The organism is Streptomyces sp. NPDC018964, from assembly GCF_044390325.1.
Taxonomy (GTDB): Bacteria; Actinomycetota; Actinomycetes; order Streptomycetales; family Streptomycetaceae; genus Streptomyces.
The window spans coordinates 161,520-177,539 of sequence record NZ_JBIRYZ010000007.1; the positions used below are offsets into that span (position 1 = coordinate 161,520).

At 75.0% G+C, this 16,020-nt stretch carries 16 protein-coding genes and 1 pseudogene; 8 read left to right on the forward strand and 9 right to left on the reverse strand.

The features are described 5' to 3' along the window. The first annotated feature begins 377 nt into the window (after nt 1-377). From ACH5AO_RS14235 to ACH5AO_RS14250, 4 genes are all read left to right on the forward strand, one after another. Nucleotides 378-635: a hypothetical protein gene (locus ACH5AO_RS14235; protein ID WP_398924533.1), complete on the forward strand. Its 258-nt coding sequence runs from the start codon at nt 378-380 to the stop codon at nt 633-635. 100 nt (nt 636-735) lie between these two features. After that, nucleotides 736-1,362 (forward strand): class I SAM-dependent methyltransferase, encoded by a 627-nt coding sequence (locus tag ACH5AO_RS14240; protein WP_398924534.1) that lies wholly within the window; start codon nt 736-738, stop codon nt 1,360-1,362. Nucleotides 1,363-1,391: 29 nt separating this feature from the next. After that, the gene (locus tag ACH5AO_RS14245) at nt 1,392-1,880 is read left to right on the forward strand and encodes a DinB family protein (protein ID WP_398924535.1); all 489 of its coding nucleotides are present in this window, start codon (nt 1,392-1,394) and stop codon (nt 1,878-1,880) included. Between the two features lie 88 nt (nt 1,881-1,968). Then, nucleotides 1,969-2,868: an NAD-dependent protein deacetylase gene (locus ACH5AO_RS14250; RefSeq protein WP_398924536.1), complete on the forward strand. Its 900-nt coding sequence runs from the start codon at nt 1,969-1,971 to the stop codon at nt 2,866-2,868. Nucleotides 2,869-2,898: 30 nt separating this feature from the next. Here ACH5AO_RS14250 and ACH5AO_RS14255 read toward each other — a convergent pair whose 3' ends face one another. From ACH5AO_RS14255 to ACH5AO_RS14285, 7 genes are all read right to left on the reverse strand, one after another. Further along, nucleotides 2,899-5,838: a hypothetical protein gene (locus ACH5AO_RS14255; RefSeq protein ID WP_398924537.1), complete on the reverse strand. Its 2,940-nt coding sequence runs from the start codon at nt 5,836-5,838 to the stop codon at nt 2,899-2,901. Nucleotides 5,839-5,840: 2 nt separating this feature from the next. Further along, entirely contained in the window at nt 5,841-7,682 is a 1,842-nt protein-coding gene (locus ACH5AO_RS14260; protein WP_398924538.1) for an HSP90 family protein, read from the reverse strand. Between the two features lie 40 nt (nt 7,683-7,722). Next, entirely contained in the window at nt 7,723-8,706 is a 984-nt protein-coding gene (locus ACH5AO_RS14265; RefSeq protein ID WP_398924539.1) for a hypothetical protein, read from the reverse strand. Nucleotides 8,707-9,241: 535 nt separating this feature from the next. Further along, a complete protein-coding gene (locus ACH5AO_RS14270; protein ID WP_398924540.1) occupies nt 9,242-9,715 on the reverse strand; it encodes a hypothetical protein in 474 nt (157 codons plus the stop codon). Further along, nucleotides 9,699-10,190, reverse strand: a complete 492-nt coding sequence (locus ACH5AO_RS14275; protein WP_398924541.1) for an RNA polymerase sigma factor — start codon at nt 10,188-10,190, stop codon at nt 9,699-9,701. The genes ACH5AO_RS14270 and ACH5AO_RS14275 overlap by 17 nt, the downstream gene beginning before the upstream one ends. A gap of 89 nt (nt 10,191-10,279) precedes the next feature. After that, nucleotides 10,280-10,897 carry a class F sortase gene (locus ACH5AO_RS14280; protein ID WP_398924542.1) on the reverse strand — a complete coding sequence of 206 codons (618 nt, stop codon included), beginning with the start codon at nt 10,895-10,897 and terminating at the stop codon, nt 10,280-10,282. Further along, nucleotides 10,894-11,259: a sortase-dependent protein gene (locus tag ACH5AO_RS14285; RefSeq protein WP_398924543.1), complete on the reverse strand. Its 366-nt coding sequence runs from the start codon at nt 11,257-11,259 to the stop codon at nt 10,894-10,896. Before ACH5AO_RS14285 ends, ACH5AO_RS14280 begins: the two co-directional genes overlap by 4 nt. Nucleotides 11,260-11,679: 420 nt before the next feature. On the opposite strand from ACH5AO_RS14285, the gene ACH5AO_RS14290 reads away from it, so the two are divergent. The 3 genes and pseudogenes from ACH5AO_RS14290 (at nt 11,680) to ACH5AO_RS14300 (ending at nt 12,881) form a co-directional block, all read left to right on the forward strand. After that, complete coding sequence (locus ACH5AO_RS14290) at nt 11,680-11,922, forward strand: DUF6411 family protein (RefSeq protein ID WP_398924544.1); 243 nt, start codon at nt 11,680-11,682, stop codon at nt 11,920-11,922. A 264-nt stretch (nt 11,923-12,186) separates the two neighbouring features. After that, nucleotides 12,187-12,297: pseudogene (locus tag ACH5AO_RS14295) on the forward strand (aldo/keto reductase); the annotation flags it as partial. A 134-nt stretch (nt 12,298-12,431) separates the two neighbouring features. Beyond that, nucleotides 12,432-12,881: a spore-associated protein gene (locus ACH5AO_RS14300; protein ID WP_398924545.1), complete on the forward strand. Its 450-nt coding sequence runs from the start codon at nt 12,432-12,434 to the stop codon at nt 12,879-12,881. A 254-nt stretch (nt 12,882-13,135) separates the two neighbouring features. Here the strand turns inward: ACH5AO_RS14300 and ACH5AO_RS14305 are convergent, their stop codons facing one another. Both ACH5AO_RS14305 and ACH5AO_RS14310 read right to left on the reverse strand, forming a co-directional pair. Further along, nucleotides 13,136-13,378, reverse strand: a complete 243-nt coding sequence (locus tag ACH5AO_RS14305) for an acyl carrier protein (RefSeq protein WP_398924546.1) — start codon at nt 13,376-13,378, stop codon at nt 13,136-13,138. 76 nt (nt 13,379-13,454) lie between these two features. Next, on the reverse strand, nt 13,455-13,871 hold the full coding sequence (locus ACH5AO_RS14310; RefSeq protein WP_398924547.1) for a DUF2809 domain-containing protein: 417 nt from the start codon (nt 13,869-13,871) through the stop codon (nt 13,455-13,457). A 241-nt stretch (nt 13,872-14,112) separates the two neighbouring features. On the opposite strand from ACH5AO_RS14310, the gene ACH5AO_RS14315 reads away from it, so the two are divergent. Beyond that, complete coding sequence (locus tag ACH5AO_RS14315) at nt 14,113-15,849, forward strand: ABC-F family ATP-binding cassette domain-containing protein (RefSeq protein ID WP_398924548.1); 1,737 nt, start codon at nt 14,113-14,115, stop codon at nt 15,847-15,849. Nucleotides 15,850-16,020: the final 171 nt, after the last annotated feature.

Here is a 16,020-nt window from a genome sequence, read left to right on the forward strand (position 1 = left end):
TGTTTTCCGGAACCGGTGACGCGCGCGGACGAGATCGACGGGGTCCGCGGCCCAGGAGCGCGACCACCGGCGCCCCCCTCGACCGGACTTCGCACATCCCGTTCGCGGACGCACAGCAACGAGGGCGATTCCGGTGCGTCCGCGTCGGAGGGTGGACGGCATCGGCCCGGTCTGTGGCTGTCTCCACTGCGATTTCTGTGGTCAGAAGCGATTCGGCCTTACCGGCGGGCCCCACGCGGCGATCGTCCCGGGCGGGGACGCTCCCTTTGCTTCCGCCATCAACCCCGCGTAAGAGAAGGGCGTGTTCACGTCCTCGAGGGGACGGCGGCCCGGCGTCGGGCCACCGCCGGGTGAGCGCACACCGCAAGGTTTCGGCCATGACGTGGAGCGAGACGGAGCACCTGGACCACGTGCACGCCGAACGGTGTGCCTCCGCGCGGGTGATGCGGCATCACGGCGGTCCGGCGCCGGCACACGCCGCGGAAACGGCCCGGGAACGCCGCCCGTACGAGCCGGAGGACCGTGCCCACCGCGGCCCGGTCCTCCACCACGAGGCCCGGCACCGGGCGATGCCGGCGGTCCACGGTGGCCGGTACCCGGTGGAGCACCCCGAAGCCCGCCAGGCCCTCGGCTGACGGGCTCCGCGGGCGTCTTGCCGGAACGGCAACATCTCTTGGCGGTCCGCCGTGGGCCGGGCGAGGCTCGTACGCGTTTCCCCGGCAGAAGGAGTCATGCATGACCACCGACGACGCGGTCAGGTTCTGGGACGACGTCTACGCGGCCCGACCGGCGGCCACCGATCCACGGCCGAACGCACGCCTCACCGAGACCCTCGCGGATCTGCCGCCCGGCGACGCGCTGGACCTCGGATGCGGTGCCGGTGGCGACGCGCTGTGGCTGGCCCGCCAGGGATGGCGCGTCACCGCCGTCGACGTCTCGTCCGTGGCGGTCGAGCGCCTCGCCTCACTCGCCGTCTCGCACGGCCTGGCCGACCGGATCACCGCCCGGCGGCACGACCTGCGGGAGTCGTTCCCCGACGGCGCGTTCGACGTCGTCTGCGCCCACTACCTGCACACCCCCCTCGACCTGGACCGGGCGGCCGTGCTGCGGAAGGCCGCGCACGCCCTGCGGCCGGGCGGGCGGCTGCTGGTCGTCGACCACGGATCGACCGCTCCGTGGTCGTGGAACCAGGACCCCGACGTCCGGTACCCGGCCCCGCGGGAGGTCGCCGCGGACATCGGCCTGGACCCGGCGGCCTGGACGGTCGAACGGGCCGACTCGCCCCGCCGGATCGCGACCGGACCGGACGGACGGACCGCCGAGGTCACCGACCACGTCCTGATCGTCCGCCGCACGGCCTGACCCGGCCCCGCCCCACACGAGGAGGAACCATGCGCCGCGGACACCGGGGCGACACCCCGCCGCCCCGCACCGGAAGCAGCGAGACCGAGGTACTGCGCGGCTTCCTCGACTACCTGCGGAACTCCGTCGCCGCGAAGGTCGAGGACGCCCCCGAACCACAGGTCCGGACCGCCTCCGTCCCCTCGGGCACGAACCTGCTCGGGCTGCTCGGCCACCTCACCTCCGTCGAACGGGCCACGTTCCTCGGGGAGCGGGTCGGCGACTGGCAGGCCACCTTCCACGCCGCGCCCACGGACAGCGTGGCCGATGTCGTCACCCGCTACCGGGAGGCGGTGGCCCGGGCGAACGACGTGCTCGACACGTGCGCCGACCTCGGCGCGCCGGTCCCCCGCCCCCGGCCGGGCGGCCCCGCTCCGAGCGTCCGCTGGGCGCTCACCCACATGATCGAGGAGACCGGCCGCCACGCCGGTCACGCGGACATCCTCCGTGAGCTGATCGACGGGACGACCGGACGCTGACCCGCCCCGGGTGCCGTGCCGCCGCGGGGCGCCCCTCGGCGGGCCGGCGCACCGGCACGGCGCGGGCCGCGTTCCGTACCCTGGCGGCATGCGCATGCGCCCCACTCTGAGCTGGACCCCCGAAGAAGACCTGCCGCCGGGCTCCACGGACCTGGAACCGGTCGCCGACGCGCTGGGCGCCGGCGGTGTGGTGGTGCTCAGCGGGGCGGGCCTCTCCACCGAGTCGGGCATCCCCGACTACCGGGGCGAGGGCGGGAGCCTGAGCCGCCACACACCGATGACCTACCAGGACTTCACCGGCAGCGAGCAGGCACGGCGCCGGTACTGGGCGCGCAGCCACCTCGGCTGGCGCACCTTCCGCCGGGCCCTGCCCAACGCCGGGCACCGGGCCGTGGCCGCGTTCGGGCGGCACGGCCTGCTCTCGGGTGTGATCACGCAGAACGTCGACGGTCTGCACCAGGCCGCCGGCAGCGAGGGCGTCGTGGAACTCCACGGCGGCCTGGACCGGATCGTCTGCCTCTCCTGCGGTGACGTCAGCCGGCGCCGTGAACTCGCCCGGCGGCTGGAGGAGGCCAACGCGGGCTTCGCTCCGGTGGCCGCGGGGATCAACCCTGACGGTGACGCCGACCTCACCGACGAACAGGTCGGGGACTTCCGCGTGGTGCCCTGCGCGGTCTGCGGCGGTGTCCTCAAGCCGGACGTGGTGTTCTTCGGTGAGAACGTGCCGCCGCGGCGGGTCGAGCACTGCCGCGCGCTGGTCCGCGAGGCGACGTCGTTGCTCGTCCTCGGGTCGTCGCTGACGGTGATGTCCGGGCTGCGGTTCGTCCGTCAGGCCGCCCGGGCCGGCACGCCGGTACTGATCGTCAACCGGGACCCGACCCGGGGCGACCGGCACGCCGTCACCCGGGTCGCGCTCCCCCTGGGAACGGCCCTCACCACCGTGGCCGACCGGCTGGGCGTCCCGGTGGACGGGCGGACGGCGGCCTGAGCGGCTGCCGTCCGCCGCGTGTCCGCCGTGTCAGTCCTCGTCGCGCAGCCGGGCCGCCAGTGAGGTCAGCGGCTCGGCCACCTCGGTGTGGCCCAGCGCGGTGAGGCGGGAGACCGCCGCGTCGAGGCGGGTGAGGGCCGGGTCGGTGCGTTCCAGGTAGATGCCCTCCACGGCACCCGCGAGGCGGACGCACTCGGCCCACTCGCCGGCGTGCCCCTGGTCCTGCCCCGGCTCGCCGAGCAGGGCGAGGGCCTTCTCCAGAGCGGTCAGGGCGTCCTCGTACTCACCGGCGTACGCGTTGACGCGGCCGTGTTCGTAGGCCAGGGCGGCGTCCAGGGGGCGGCCCTGGGCCTCGTACCCGGCGGCGCGGGCCTCGTCGGCGATCCGTCCGGCGTCGGCGAGGAAGGCGCGGGCGCCGGCCAGGCCGTCGGGGCCCTGCCGCTCCGCCTGGAGCCGGGCGAGTTCGCGCAGGCAGTTGCTGAGCTGCTCGGGGCGCGCCTCCTCGGCGTGGGCGGCGAGTGCCTGGTCCGCGGCCTCGCGGGCGCGGCCGAACTCGCCGGATTCGCCGAGGAGTACGGCGGTCTCGGCGGCGATCATGGCGTGGCTGCCCGGGTCGTCGTCCCAGCCGGCCGACTCGGCCGCGAGGGCGACGAACTCCGCCGTGGCGGCCTTGAGGTCGTCCCCCGCGTGCAGCGCGCGGGCGCGGGTCAGCCGCAGTTGGGCGACGAGCCGGTCGTCCACTTCCCCGGCGGTGACGTCCGGTTCGGCGAGCACGGAGTCGAGCAGCGCGATGCAGTCCTCGACGCGGCCGAGGTCGAGGCTGAGCTGGGCGGCGTTGCTGTAGGTGCAGTACGCGTCGAACCGGCTGCCGTGGCGGAGGTCCAGCTCCGCGGAGCGGGTCAGGTGCCGCAGCGCCTCGTCGGGGCGGCCCAGGTGCAGGCAGACCCCGGCCAGGTCGCTGTGGAGGCGGGAGGTGTCGACCGTGCCGGCCGGCCAGTCGGCGGCCAGCCGCAGGCCCTCGGTCAGGTCCGTGTACGCGGCCTGCGCGTTCCGCAGGCCGAGCTGGAGCCGTCCGCGCAGGGCGAGGGTGCGGGGCAGGTGCCAGGCCGGGCCGTGCGTCTTGAGTCTGTCGAGGGCGCCGTCGGTCTCGGTGAGCGCGGCGGGCAGGTCGCCGGTCATGGCGTGCGTGGTGGCCCGCAGCAGCAGGGCTCCGGCGATCTGCGCGTCGATGCCGTGCCGGGTGGCGAAGGTGTGCAGCAGGTCCACCTCGGCGAGGAGCGGTGCGACGTGCTCCTCGTTTCCCGACGTCTGCAGGCGCATGCCGAGCACGGTGGCCCGCAGCCGCAGCAGGCGGGCCTCCTGGTACGGAGTGAGACCGGGCGTCTCCTCGTGCAGGCGGACCATGGAGGCGTGGGCGGCGGTCAGCGCGGCGGCCTTCGCCTCGGCGTCACCGGCGCCCTGCGCCGGGAGCTCCGCGGCGGCGAGCAGGGCGCAGGCGCGGGCGAGGGCCGCGTGGCCCGGCTGTCCGGCGTCCTCGTACAGGCCGGCGGCCTCCTCGTGGAGGGCGGCGGCGTCGGCGAACTCGTCCTTCTCGCGGGCCCGTCCCGCCTCGTCGTCCAGCAGGTCCGCGCGCAGCCGGACGAGTGGGCCCACGGCCGGGTCGTCGGGGTGGGTGTAGTCGCGGGCGGCGACGAGCGTGCGCAGCCGTGCCCAGCAGGCCCGCGCGTCCGGGTGCCCCTGTTCGTCCAGTTCCCGCGCGCGGGCGATGAGTTCGGGCAGCGATTCGGGGACGGCGGGGGCCGTCCGGGCGGCAGGTGCGGCGGCCGGGACCGCCGGGGCCACGTCGTCGAGGGTGCGGGTGCGCAGGGTCAGTTCCAGCGCGTCCAGGAGGGGTGCGCGGTCGAGGCGGGCTCCACGGCGGTCGGTGTGGGCGGTGGTGCCGTTGCGGGCGTCGAAGCGGGCGGCGAGGTCGTCGGCACGCTCGCGGACCTCGGCGCGCAGGCCGGTCACCGTCCAGGTGCGGCCCGCGAATCCGGCGGCGGGCAGTTCGCCGTGGCCGAGGTGCTCGACGCGCCGGAGGAGGACCTCCACGCCGGTGAGGAAGTCGAACAGCTCCCGCGGCGAGTCCACCTCGTCGAACAGGTTCCGGTTCTCGGCGAGGAGTTCCAGGCCGCGTGCCTCGTTGCCGGTCAGCGCGCAGAACTCCAGGTGCCGCCCGACCTCCCCGGACATCGAGGGATTGCGGCGGCAGCCGCGGTAGCCGGCGAGGTGCAGTTCGCGGGCCCGTTCGGCGTGGCCGGCCCGCAGCAGGGGCAGCAGCGCGTACGAGAAGGAGCGGGCCGGCTCCTCCTGGCAGGACTCCTTCCCGGCCAGGACGGATTCCCAGACGCGCAGCGCCCGCTCGTCGTCGCCCGCCGCCAGGTGGTACAGGGCGCGCTCGCAGATCTCGCAGGCCTCGCAGTCGCTGAGCCGGGTGCGGGCGCGGCCGGCCCACAGCTCGTAGGCGAGGGCGGTGTCCTCGCCCACGTGGGCGGCGAGCTGGTAGGCCTGTCCGTAGTAGGGCTGGAGGTCGAGGCCGGCCTTCTCGTAGCGGTCGCGCATCTCCGTCAGCCACTGGCGCAGGCTGGCCAGCGGGATCTCGGGCAGTGCGCGCAGGGCGTTCGCCACCCACTTGAACCGCCAGAACAGCGTGTGGCGCAGGCGCTCGTCGAAGACGTCGGGCTGCTCGTCGAAGAGGGTGAGCAGGCGGGCGAAGACGACGGGCGACTTCCGGGGTTCGGAGCCGTAGGTGTAGGCCTCCTGCAGTTCGAGGAGTGCGCGGACGAGCGGGACGGGCTCCTCGAACCGCTCGGCGGCGTCGACGAGTTCCTCGGCGGTGACGGTGCGGGGGCGGCCGTAGGGGCGTCGGCGGTTCTCCTGGAGCGCCTGGTACAGCTCGTCGGTGCTCTGGGGGTGGGGTGCGGTGGGCATCGTCAGCTGTCCTTGCGGAGGGCGTGGGCGAGGAGGTCGAGGAAGGAGCGGTTGATGAGGCTCGACTCGGCGGGTCTGAGCGGCCGCCGGGACAGCAGCGCGGCCTGCCCGTAGAGGGCTTCGGCGCTGGTGCGGGCCAGCTCGGGCTCGTCGATGGTGACGGCGGTGCGGACCAGCGGGTTGAGCTGGTTGAGGATGAGCTGGGCCCGCGGTGCCTCCTGGCGCAGGGCTCCGAGGATGTCGCCCCACAGGCCGCCCTCCTGTTCGCGGGCGAGCTGGGAGCGGGTGCGTTCGTGCCGGGCCTCGCGGCTGTCGACGAGGAGGGCGGGGGCGGAGGCGGGCTGGAAGGCGCGCAGCGCGACGTCGCAGTCGAAGACGGCGAGGGCGTCGCGGGCCCGGGCGAGGTAGGCCGCGGCGGCGAGTTCCGTCTCCCGGTCGACGGGGTCGAGGTGGGCGGTGAGGGTCGCCGGGTCGAGGTCGGCGACGGTGACCTCGGACCTGATCTCGGGCAGCCGGTGGACCAGTTCGCGGTCGTAGGTGTAGCCGCCGTTGACGACGCCGAGCCCGGCGGCCGAGGCGATCGCCGCGACCTGCCGGAACTCCTCCACGCTCGAGGTCACGAGCACGGTGCGGTGGGTGCGCGCGAACTCGTCGAGGGTGGTGTGCCCGTCGGTGGTCTCGAACGGCAGCCAGGGCAGCAGCATCCGCAGGATCTCGTCGTCGTGCACGGCGAGCGACTTCACGGCCAGGTGGTGGGCCTGGAGGAAGCGGTGGAGCAGGTCCGGGTCGCTGGCGGCGGCCCGGGCGATCCAGGCGCGCAGCCGTTCGGCGAGGGCGTCGCGGACGGCGGCGAGGGTGTCGTCCTCGTACAGGGACTCGCGGGAGGCGGTCGGGCGCAGGCTCTCGGCGTCGACGACGCAGCGGACGAAGAACGCCCACTCGGGCAGGATCTCCTCGGCCTGCTCGGACAGGAGCATGCCCCTGACGTGCACGCGGTGGCCGTGGCTGCGGCCGGCCGGCACCGTCTCGGGCAGCACGCACGCGATGCCCTTGAGGCCCACGGCGGGCAGGTCCAGCTCGATGGTGTCCAGCGGCTTGAAGCCGAAGACCTCCTCGCCGTACGCGGCCAGGGCGCGGGAGCGGGCTCCCGGTGTGGGGTACGTACGGGCCCAGGGTGCGGACTCGGGATTGACGGACGTGGCGCCCGTGCCGTCGTCGAAGGTCACCGGGTGGCGCAGCAGGGAGCCGAAGTGCCGGGCCAGCGCGTGGACCTGGGCCGGGCGGGTCCACTCGCCCGCGTCGGTGCGGGGCGTCAGGGTGACGGTGGTGCCGGGCCGGGGGCGGGCGGTGGCGGGCAGGACGCGGACGGTGTAGCTGCCGTCGCCGCGTCCCCGCCACTCCACGGCGGGCGCGTCGGGGGTGCGGGCGGAGCGGCTCAGGACGTGGATCTCGTCCGCGACCAGGAAGCAGGAGAGCAGTCCGATGCCGAACTGGCCGATGAAGTCGCCGCGTTGCTCGGCGATCCTCTCGGCGCGCTTGCTGCTGCGGCCGATGGTGGCGAGGAAGGTGTGCACATCGGCCTCGGTGAGGCCGACGCCGTCGTCCTCGACACACACCACCGTGCCGTCGGCGTACAGGCGGACGCCGAAGGCGTCGGCGGGGGCGGCCGGTTCGAGGGCGTGCCGGGCGGTCAGCGCGTCCACCGCGTTCTGCAGGAGTTCGCGCAGGTAGACGCGGGGGCTGGAGTAGAGGTGGTGGGAGAGGAGGTCGACGAGGCCGCGCAGGTCCACCTGGAAGGTGCGGTCGGCGCCGGCCGGGTTCGCGGGGGTGTCGGGCAGAGTCATCGGGCAGTCCGGGGTGGGAGGGACGACGGAGGGCGGGGGCTCAGGCGCGACGGTGGCGGCGGGTGAACTCCTTCTCGGGGTCCGCGAAGAAGGTCCAGGGCCACTTGGTGAAGGCGCCGTCGAGCGTCCGGAAGACGCGCCGGACGGTGTGGCGCTCGTCGGCCAGCGACAGGGCCATGGCGAACATGTTGAAGTCACGCTGCCAGCCCGGGCGCCACACGTAGGCGGGGTGGAGGATGCTGTGGTCGGCCGCTTCCCGCAACTCCGCCTGGATCTCGGGGGTTTCGAGGCAGTCCCCGCGGTCCGACTCGACCCATTCCTCGATGTGCGCCATGGCGATCACGCAGCCCAGGTTGTGCCCCTGCGGGGCTCGGGCGAACGCCTCACGGGCGAACGCCAGGGCCTGGCCGGGCTCGCCGCCCCAGCGGGGCTGGAGCTGTGCCAGCCACTCGGTGTGGATCTCCAGGTCCAGCGGGTCGCGGCGCAGGCCGGCGTCGAACCGGGTCTCGTTGACGGTGGTGCCCAGCGACATGCCGCGGCCGGAGGTGAGGAGCTGCCGCCACGGCGTGACCCATTCCGGCCGCAGTTCGGCGGCCTCGAACAGTTGCTCCTCGGCGATGTGGAGCCGTTCGTGGAAGACCCGCCACTGTTCCTGCGTGACGTGCACGGCGCGGGCGGCGGTACGCGCCTCCCAGCCCCAGCTGATGTGGCGCGCCCCGGATATCAGCAGGGCCGTCGCCCGGTGCTCCTTGTCCTCCTCGACGGCCCGCCCGATCCAGTCCTGTACGCCGTCCAGGACGGCCAGTTCGCCGAGGACCTGGTGGTCGCGGCCGAGGTCGAAGGGGGCCAGCGCCTCCTTGACCGCCGCCCAGTCACCCGCGTCGGCCGCCTCCACCAGCGCGAGCACCCGCGTGTCCCCGAGCGCGCGCAGCGGGTACGTCCCGTTCTTCCTGCGCGGGGCGGGAAGCGCGTACGGATCCGCCGCCGGTCTCTCCGCTTCCCTGCCGAACAACTTGCCGAACATCCCGCGCCCTCCCCTGGTCCCGCATGATCATCCGGTGCAGCATAAGCGACCCCACCGACACCGCTTCCACAGGGTTTTCACCGGCGCTTCACGATCCGGCCGACGGTGTCCGCGGCCCGCTCCGAATGTTCCTCCGGCCGTGTGCCGAGGTGTTCCCGGGCGGCCCGGCCGACGCGGGCGCGTACGTCGGCGCCGACCAACGAATCGGGTGGGGAGCCGGGGGTGTTCGGGCGGTCCGGCTCGAGGGACGCGACCGCCGTCAGGCCCCGGCCGGTCCGGCCGGGGCCGGGACCGGGGCCGGCGGCCGGGAGGTGACCGGCCTCGGGGAGAGAGCCGTGTTCCGAGTGCGGCGGAGGGCCCGCCGGGGCCTCGTACGACCCCGTTGCCGGCCGTCCCGGGGTCCCTGGTTCCGGTGCGGCGCGGCCGGCCGGACGTCCGGTCCTCCGGGGAGCGCCGGTGCCAGGAGGACCGGGCCCCGGCGGGCACACCGGCAGTCGGGCGTGGCGACGACGGAATCCGGGCGGGTCGCGCGGGCTCACCGCGGGCCGGGGTCGGGGGCGACCTCGCTCACCGGGGTTTCGGGGCCGTCGGTCGGGGCCAGTGGGGTGGGGCGGGTGCGGGGCCCGTCGGTCGGGGCCGACGGGGTGGGACGGGCCTGGGTGCCGTCGGCCGGGGCCGACGGGGTGGGGCGGGTCTCGGCGGGTTCCGGTGACGCCGACGGAGCGGGCGTGACGGAGGGGCTGCTCACGGGAGGCGGGGCGAGGGGGACCGTCGGGGACACCGGACGGCCGGGGTCCGACGACCGCAGCGGCAGTACGACGAGGGCGGCGACGGCACACGTCAGTCCGGCCCCGACGGCGGTGCGGACCAGCCGGCGCCGCGCCGCGCCGCGGCGGATCTCCTCGAACCGGCCGGGGGGCGGGCCGAGGTGATCGGGGGTGGGCCGCAGGATGACGGCGAGGGGGTCGTCGGGTTCGAACTCCGGACCGTCGTCAGAGTGTGTGATCAAGGCTTCTCCTCAGATGGGCGCGGAGCAGTTCGCGGGCCGCGTGGAGGTCGGCCTTGACGGTTCCCTCCTTGCGTCCGGTCACCGCGGACACCTCCCGGATCGGCATGTCAGCGTAGTAGTGCAGCAGGATCGGGACGCGCAGCCGTTCCGGCAGCGACTGCACGAGCAGGCGTACGGACGGGTCGGACTGTTCGGTGTGCGGGCGCACGGCGGTTTCGGTGGTGACGCGGTGCACGGCCTTGCGCTCGCGTTCGAGCGTGCGCCAGTGGTCCCGGACGAGGTTGGCCGCGGTGACGTAGAGGAAGCCCCGGGGCTCCGCCACCGACGTCCAGCGGGCCCACAGCCGGGTGAACGCCTCCGAGGCGATCTCGTGGGCCGTCCCGTCGTCGTCGACCAGTCGGCGGCACCAGCCGGCGAGGCGTGGGTAGAGGGCGGCGAAGAGCTCGGACGCTGCCTGCTCTCGGGACCGTTTCAACGCTCTCCATGGTCGTGGCGGTACTGGTGTGATGGGACCCGCCGCGCTCCCGGGCCTGCGGGCGCACGGCCCGGGAACGCGGCGGCGGATCAGGTGACGGCGGAGGTCAGGGCGGCGAACACGATCACGTTGTCGCGGTACTCGTCGCCGGTGCGCGGGCCGCCGCAGGTGATGAGCCGCAGCTCCGGCCGGCGGACGTCGCCGTAGACCGCGTCCGTCGGGAAGTCCGCCTTGGCGACCGTCCGGACCGAGCCGACGGCGAACACCGCCGCCGTGCCGTTCTCCAGGCGTGCCACGATCCTGTCCCCCCGGCGCAGGCGCGCGAGGTGGCGGAAGACGCCGTCCCCGTGGACGCCGACCGTGACGTGGCCGAGGATCACCGACGGGCCGGTCTGGCCGGGCGTCGGCGAGTACCGGTACCAGCCCGCGCGGTCATGGGCGGTGACCGGGGGCACCTGGACGGTGTGGTCCGGGGCCAGCCCCAGCCGGATGACCGGGGTGTCGACCCCGATGGCCGGTATCTCCAGTCCGACCGGGACCGAACGCCCGAGGGGGCGCGCCGGTTCCGCGGAGGGCCGCGCGGACGGTGTCGTCCGCGCGGGGTGTCCGGCCGTGGACCGGTCGGTCCGGTGACCGCCGCCGCCGCAGCCGCCGAGGAGGGCGACCGTCGCCGCGGTGGCGAAGGCACGCCTGGAGAGCGGTGTCATGCCGTGGTCGCCCGCCGGCGACGCACCAGGAGGACCGCCGCGCCGCCGACGGCGAGCACCGCGGTGGCGCTCCCGCCGATCAGCACGCCGTCGGCCCCGGACTCCGCGGACGCGGACCCGACGCCGGTGTCGGGCGCGCCGCTCGGTACGACGGTGACCCCGCCGGGGGCCGCCGACCGGTCCGGTGCGTCGCTCTCGGCCGGTACGGGGCTCGGTTCCGTGGCGTCGGCCGGGGCCGGGGACCCGCCGGGGGTCACGGTGGCCTCGGTGACCGGGGACGGCCCGTCGGCGAACGCGGACACCGGGCTCGCCAGCACGGCGGTGCAGGCGAGTGCCGTGGCACTGAGGACAGTTCGGCGCATGGATCGCTCTCTTTCGTCGCTCCGCCCGCACGATGGTCCGGCGGGCTGGGTCATGGATCGTGCGGAGAGACGGGACAGCGGCGACACGGGTTGTAAAGAGAAGGCAAAGACTCGTCGGGCGTGCCCGGCGGTGGTGCTGACGGGCGTGCCGGTTCCGACGGTGCGGCCGACCGTGCGGAGACGGTCGTGCGACGCCCTGACCGCGTGGGGAGGGAACATGGCGAGCAGCGGCTCGACGGGGGTGAGTTCGGTGTCCCGGCCGTCGTCGGGGGCGGTGCCGAACCGGATCGTGCCGCCACGGGTGAGGGTGGCCACGAAGCGGACCGTACCGGTTCCGGGGCGTGTTCACGCGAGGACGGGGCACGTGGTCCTCGCGGACCAACCGGTCCCGCGTCCGCGTTCCCGACTCCGGAGGCTTCCATGATGGTCGTCGGCATCGTCGCCGTCTGCGTGGTGATCGCTGTCCTCGCCTTCCTCGTCCCCCGTCTCTCCCGGCACCCGCAGAACGGGGCACAACGCGTCCTGGGCGTCGGCTCCCGGGCCGGGTCCAAGGCTCCGGGCCGGCTCGGACGGCTCCTCGGCAAGCCCTTCCGCTCGAGCTCCCGCGCGGTCGGCCGCAGCGGGTCCGCGGGGCGGCGCGCCCGCGGGCGGCTGCCGTTCTGACGGGGGCGAGTCGACTTCGGCGGCCACCGCGTGCCGCCTTCCCGCCCGTGGGACAGGAGACCGGTCGAAGGTGTGACACGGTGCGCCCTGTGCCACTCGCCGTCCGGGAAGGCGGGGCCGGGGCGGGCGCGGTCCCGTGATCCGGCTGTCCGGCGCCGTCCGCGGGGCCGGGACGTCACACCACCCACCGCTCGGCGTTCACGCCGGAACACTCGACACAGCCCTCCCCACCGGCCGGGCCCGGCTCGACGCCGTCGACACCACGTCCCCGCCGACGTACTCGACGCGATCGACTCCGCCGTCGCCCCGGGCACCGGCCCGGCCGCACACGAGAAGCACGACACCCCGCCCGCGCCATTCGACGCGTCACTGCGGCTCGCTGACGGATTCTCCGCCGCGGCCCCGGGGTCCGGGCGCGGAATCCGCCGTCGAACACGGCACAACCCTTCGCCCGGCCCGCGGGTCACACCAGACAGGAGCAACCGCTCCAAGAGCCGCAAGGGGGAAATATGAGATTCACCCGTTCCGTCCTGGCCGCCTCCGCGGTGGCGGCCCTGTCGGTGGGAGCCACGACCGCCCTGGCGTCACCGGCCTCGGCCGCGCCCAACACCACGCCGCAGAAGGTCTGCGGAAGCGCCTACAAGACAGTGAACTCGGCATCCGTCGGCTCACTGGGCACCGTCTACCTGACGTACAACTCGGCCAACGGCCGGAACTGCGTCGCGACCATCCGCAGCAACCCCGGCACCGCCCTGGACATGTCCGCGTGGATCTACGTCCCCGACACCGAGGAAGGTGACCAGGACGACGGGCGGTTCACGTCGTACGCGGGGCCGACCTACGTCCACGGCAAGGGCCACTGTGTGGACTGGGGCGGCGGCATCAACAACGTGTACGTACAGGTGTACGGCTCCAACTGCGGCGCCCTGAAGGAGCACCGGGTCACCTTCACCCGCTGACCCGTGTCTCCCGACGGACCGCTTCGCCCTGTCGGGGCCGCAAGGCCCCGGCGGGGCTCCGGCACGTCACCCGGCGTCTTCAGCGGCGCGGTTCCGGGGACAGGTGCGAGGACCGCGCCGACGGAGGCGACACCCGTCGTCCTCGCCGGGCGGGTGGATCACCAGGGGCCGGTCGCTCGTCATCGCACCGGCGTGTGGTGCGCGGCGCCCGCGCGTAGGCCGGGCGGTGCCGCGACGTGGACGTGCCCGTGCGGTCAGTCGACGGCGGGGCCGGCCTGTTCGGTGCCGGACAGCCGGACGAGGTACCGGTGACAGCGGGCCGCGCGCTCCGCGTCCTGAGCCATGACCTCCCTGAAGAAGTCGGCGATCTCCTCCTGGCCCGCGTTCTCCGCGTCGCGGACGTACCGGCCGTAGTCGTGACCCGCCTTCAGCGAGTGGTACTGCACGGAGATCAGGTCGTACACGACATCGCTGAAGCCCGTCTCGCCGGTCGCCATGGGTCCTCCCGCGCGTGTGGGAACAGGTCGCAGAGCCGGGTATCACCGTGCCGCCCGGCGAAACCGGTACCGCGTGCTACGGCTCCCCGGCCGGCACCGCGCGCCCCCGTGCGACGAGCAGGCCCGCGCCCGCGCCGACCGCGTACCAGAACAGGTCCGGCGCGTTGAAGGTGGACCCGAGGACCAGACGGGCCACGGTGCTGTGCCGGGAGAGTTCCGCCGGTACGCCGGTGAGCTGCAGGAACTCGACCCCCCAGCTGACGGCGAGCGCGACCGTGGCGGCCCTCGGCGGTGTCACCCGCGGTGCCGCCAGGACCACCAGGGCGAAGACCAGGAGGGTGTAGAGGGCGTCCCCGCCGTACTTGGCCACGTCCCCCGTCGCCACGGCCCTGAGGCCCAGTCCGGCGCCGACGGTCACCAGCGCGGCCACGGCTGCCGCGACACGCGTCCGCGCCGTGTCACCGACGGGGCGGGTCCTGAGGAAGAGTGCCATGGCCGTCATGATCCCGCAGCCGCGGTCCGGGCACGGCCCGGCCCCGCCCGCCGAAAACCGGGGGAACCCGGGGCACCGCCCTTGTTAGGCTGCCGGGCATGGCACGAGGCATCTGGTCGCAGAAGGTCCGATCCGCCCGCTGACGGCGGCGCCTTCTCCCTGAATCAGCGCACGCCGTTCCGGTCCCGCCGGGCGGCTCTTCCGTGCTGCCCGGCTCCACTGCGAGCCGCGGAGCGTCCCGTTGAACCCCACCCCGACCCCCGAAGCCATGTCCCTGCCCGTCGAGGCGGGCGGCAGTGCCCACGTCCGCGCCGACGGCATCACCGTCACCCGTGGATCCCGGCGCGTCCTGTACGACGTCTCGGTCACCGTCTCCGCCCGGTCGCGGATCGCCGTCGTCGGCGAGAACGGCCGCGGCAAGACGACCCTGCTGCACGTCCTCGCCGGACTGGTCGCCCCCGACGAGGGCACCGTGCACCGGGCGGGCACGCTCGGTCTGGCCCGTCAGGAACTGTCCGTGCGTGACGGTGAGACCGTCGGCACCCTCACGTCGGCGGCGCTGGCCCCGTCCCGGGCGGCCCTCGCCACGCTGGACGAGGCGGCCCTCGCCATGGCCGCGGGCGAGCCCGCCGCCGACGACCGCTACGCCGCCGCGCTCGACGCCGCCACCCGTCTCGACGCCTGGGACGCCGAGCGCCGCGTCGACGTCGCCCTGGAGGCCCTCGGCGCCTGCGCCGACCGGGAGCGGCCGCTGTCGGCCCTGTCGGCCGGGCAGCGCCACCGCGTCCGGCTGGCGTGCCTGCTCGGCGCGCGGCACGACGTCCTGCTGCTCGACGAGCCGACCAACCACCTCGACGCCGACGGCCTGGACTTCCTGACCCGCAGGCTCCGCGAGCACGAGGGCGGTCTCGCCGTCGTCAGCCACGACCGGGCGCTGCTGCGCGACGTCGCGGACCGGTTCCTCGACCTCGACCCCACCCGCGACGGAAGGCCGCGCCTGTACGCCGGCGGCTACGACGCGTGGGAGGAGGCCCGGCGCCGTGAGCGGGAACGCTGGGAGCAGGACCACGAGCGGCAGCGGAGCGAGCACCGGCGGCTGCAGGACGCGGTGTCGCGGGCCCGCGACCGGCTCTCCACCGGCTGGCGGCCGGAGAAGGGCACCGGCAAGCACCGGCGCCAGTCCCGCGCGCCGGGCGTCGTACAGGCCCTGAACCGGCAGCAGGAGGCACTGGACGCGCACCGGATCGACGTGCCGGAGCCGCCGCCCGCCCCGCGGTGGCCCCGGCTGGACGTCCGGCCAGGCGCCCCGCAGTTGCGTGCGTACGGCGTCGCCGTGGAAGGACGGCTGGCCCCTCCGGTCGACCTCGCCCTCGACGGCGGCGAACGGCTGCTCGTCACCGGGCCCAACGGCGCCGGGAAGTCCACGCTGCTCGCGGTGCTGGCCGGCGCCCTCCGGCCCACCGAGGGGCACGTGTGGACGGCGAGCGGGGCGCGGGTGGTCCGGGTCACCCAGGAGACCGCCGGACAGGACCCCCGGCTCACCGCCCGCGAGGTGTACGACCGGCACGTCGGACGGCTGGTGGCCGACGGGGTGCTCCGGGACGGCGACACGGTCCCGCTGGGGTCCCTCGGGCTGCTGGACCCCGACGCGACGGGCACGCCGGTCGGGCGGATGTCCCAGGGGCAGCGGCGGCGTCTCGACCTGGCGCTGGCGCTGTCCGGGCGGCCCACGCTGATCCTGCTCGACGAGCCGACCAACCACCTGTCGGCGCCGCTGGTCGACGAGCTGACCGGGGCGCTCCGCGGCACCGGCGCCGGCGTCGTCGTCGCGACCCACGACCGTCAACTCCTGCGGGACCTCGCGGACTGGCCGCTCCTGCCGGTGGGCGGGGCACCGGCGCCGGACGCCCGCCCCGGCGTGCCGCGTCCGGCCGCACCAAAGGAACCGGCGCCGGGGGCGGGCCGTACGCCGTCCTGACGTACCGCCTCCGCCGGCGAGGGCGGCTCCGGGCCGGGTCCGGGGCCGCCCTCCTGGTCCGGCGGACGGCGCTTCCGCCGGACCCCGTGCCGACGTCGCGGCGGGCGGCCGGTGGTCCCGTACCCGGCGGGCGGGCGGGCCGGGGCGCGGCCGCGGTATCCGCGGATGCCT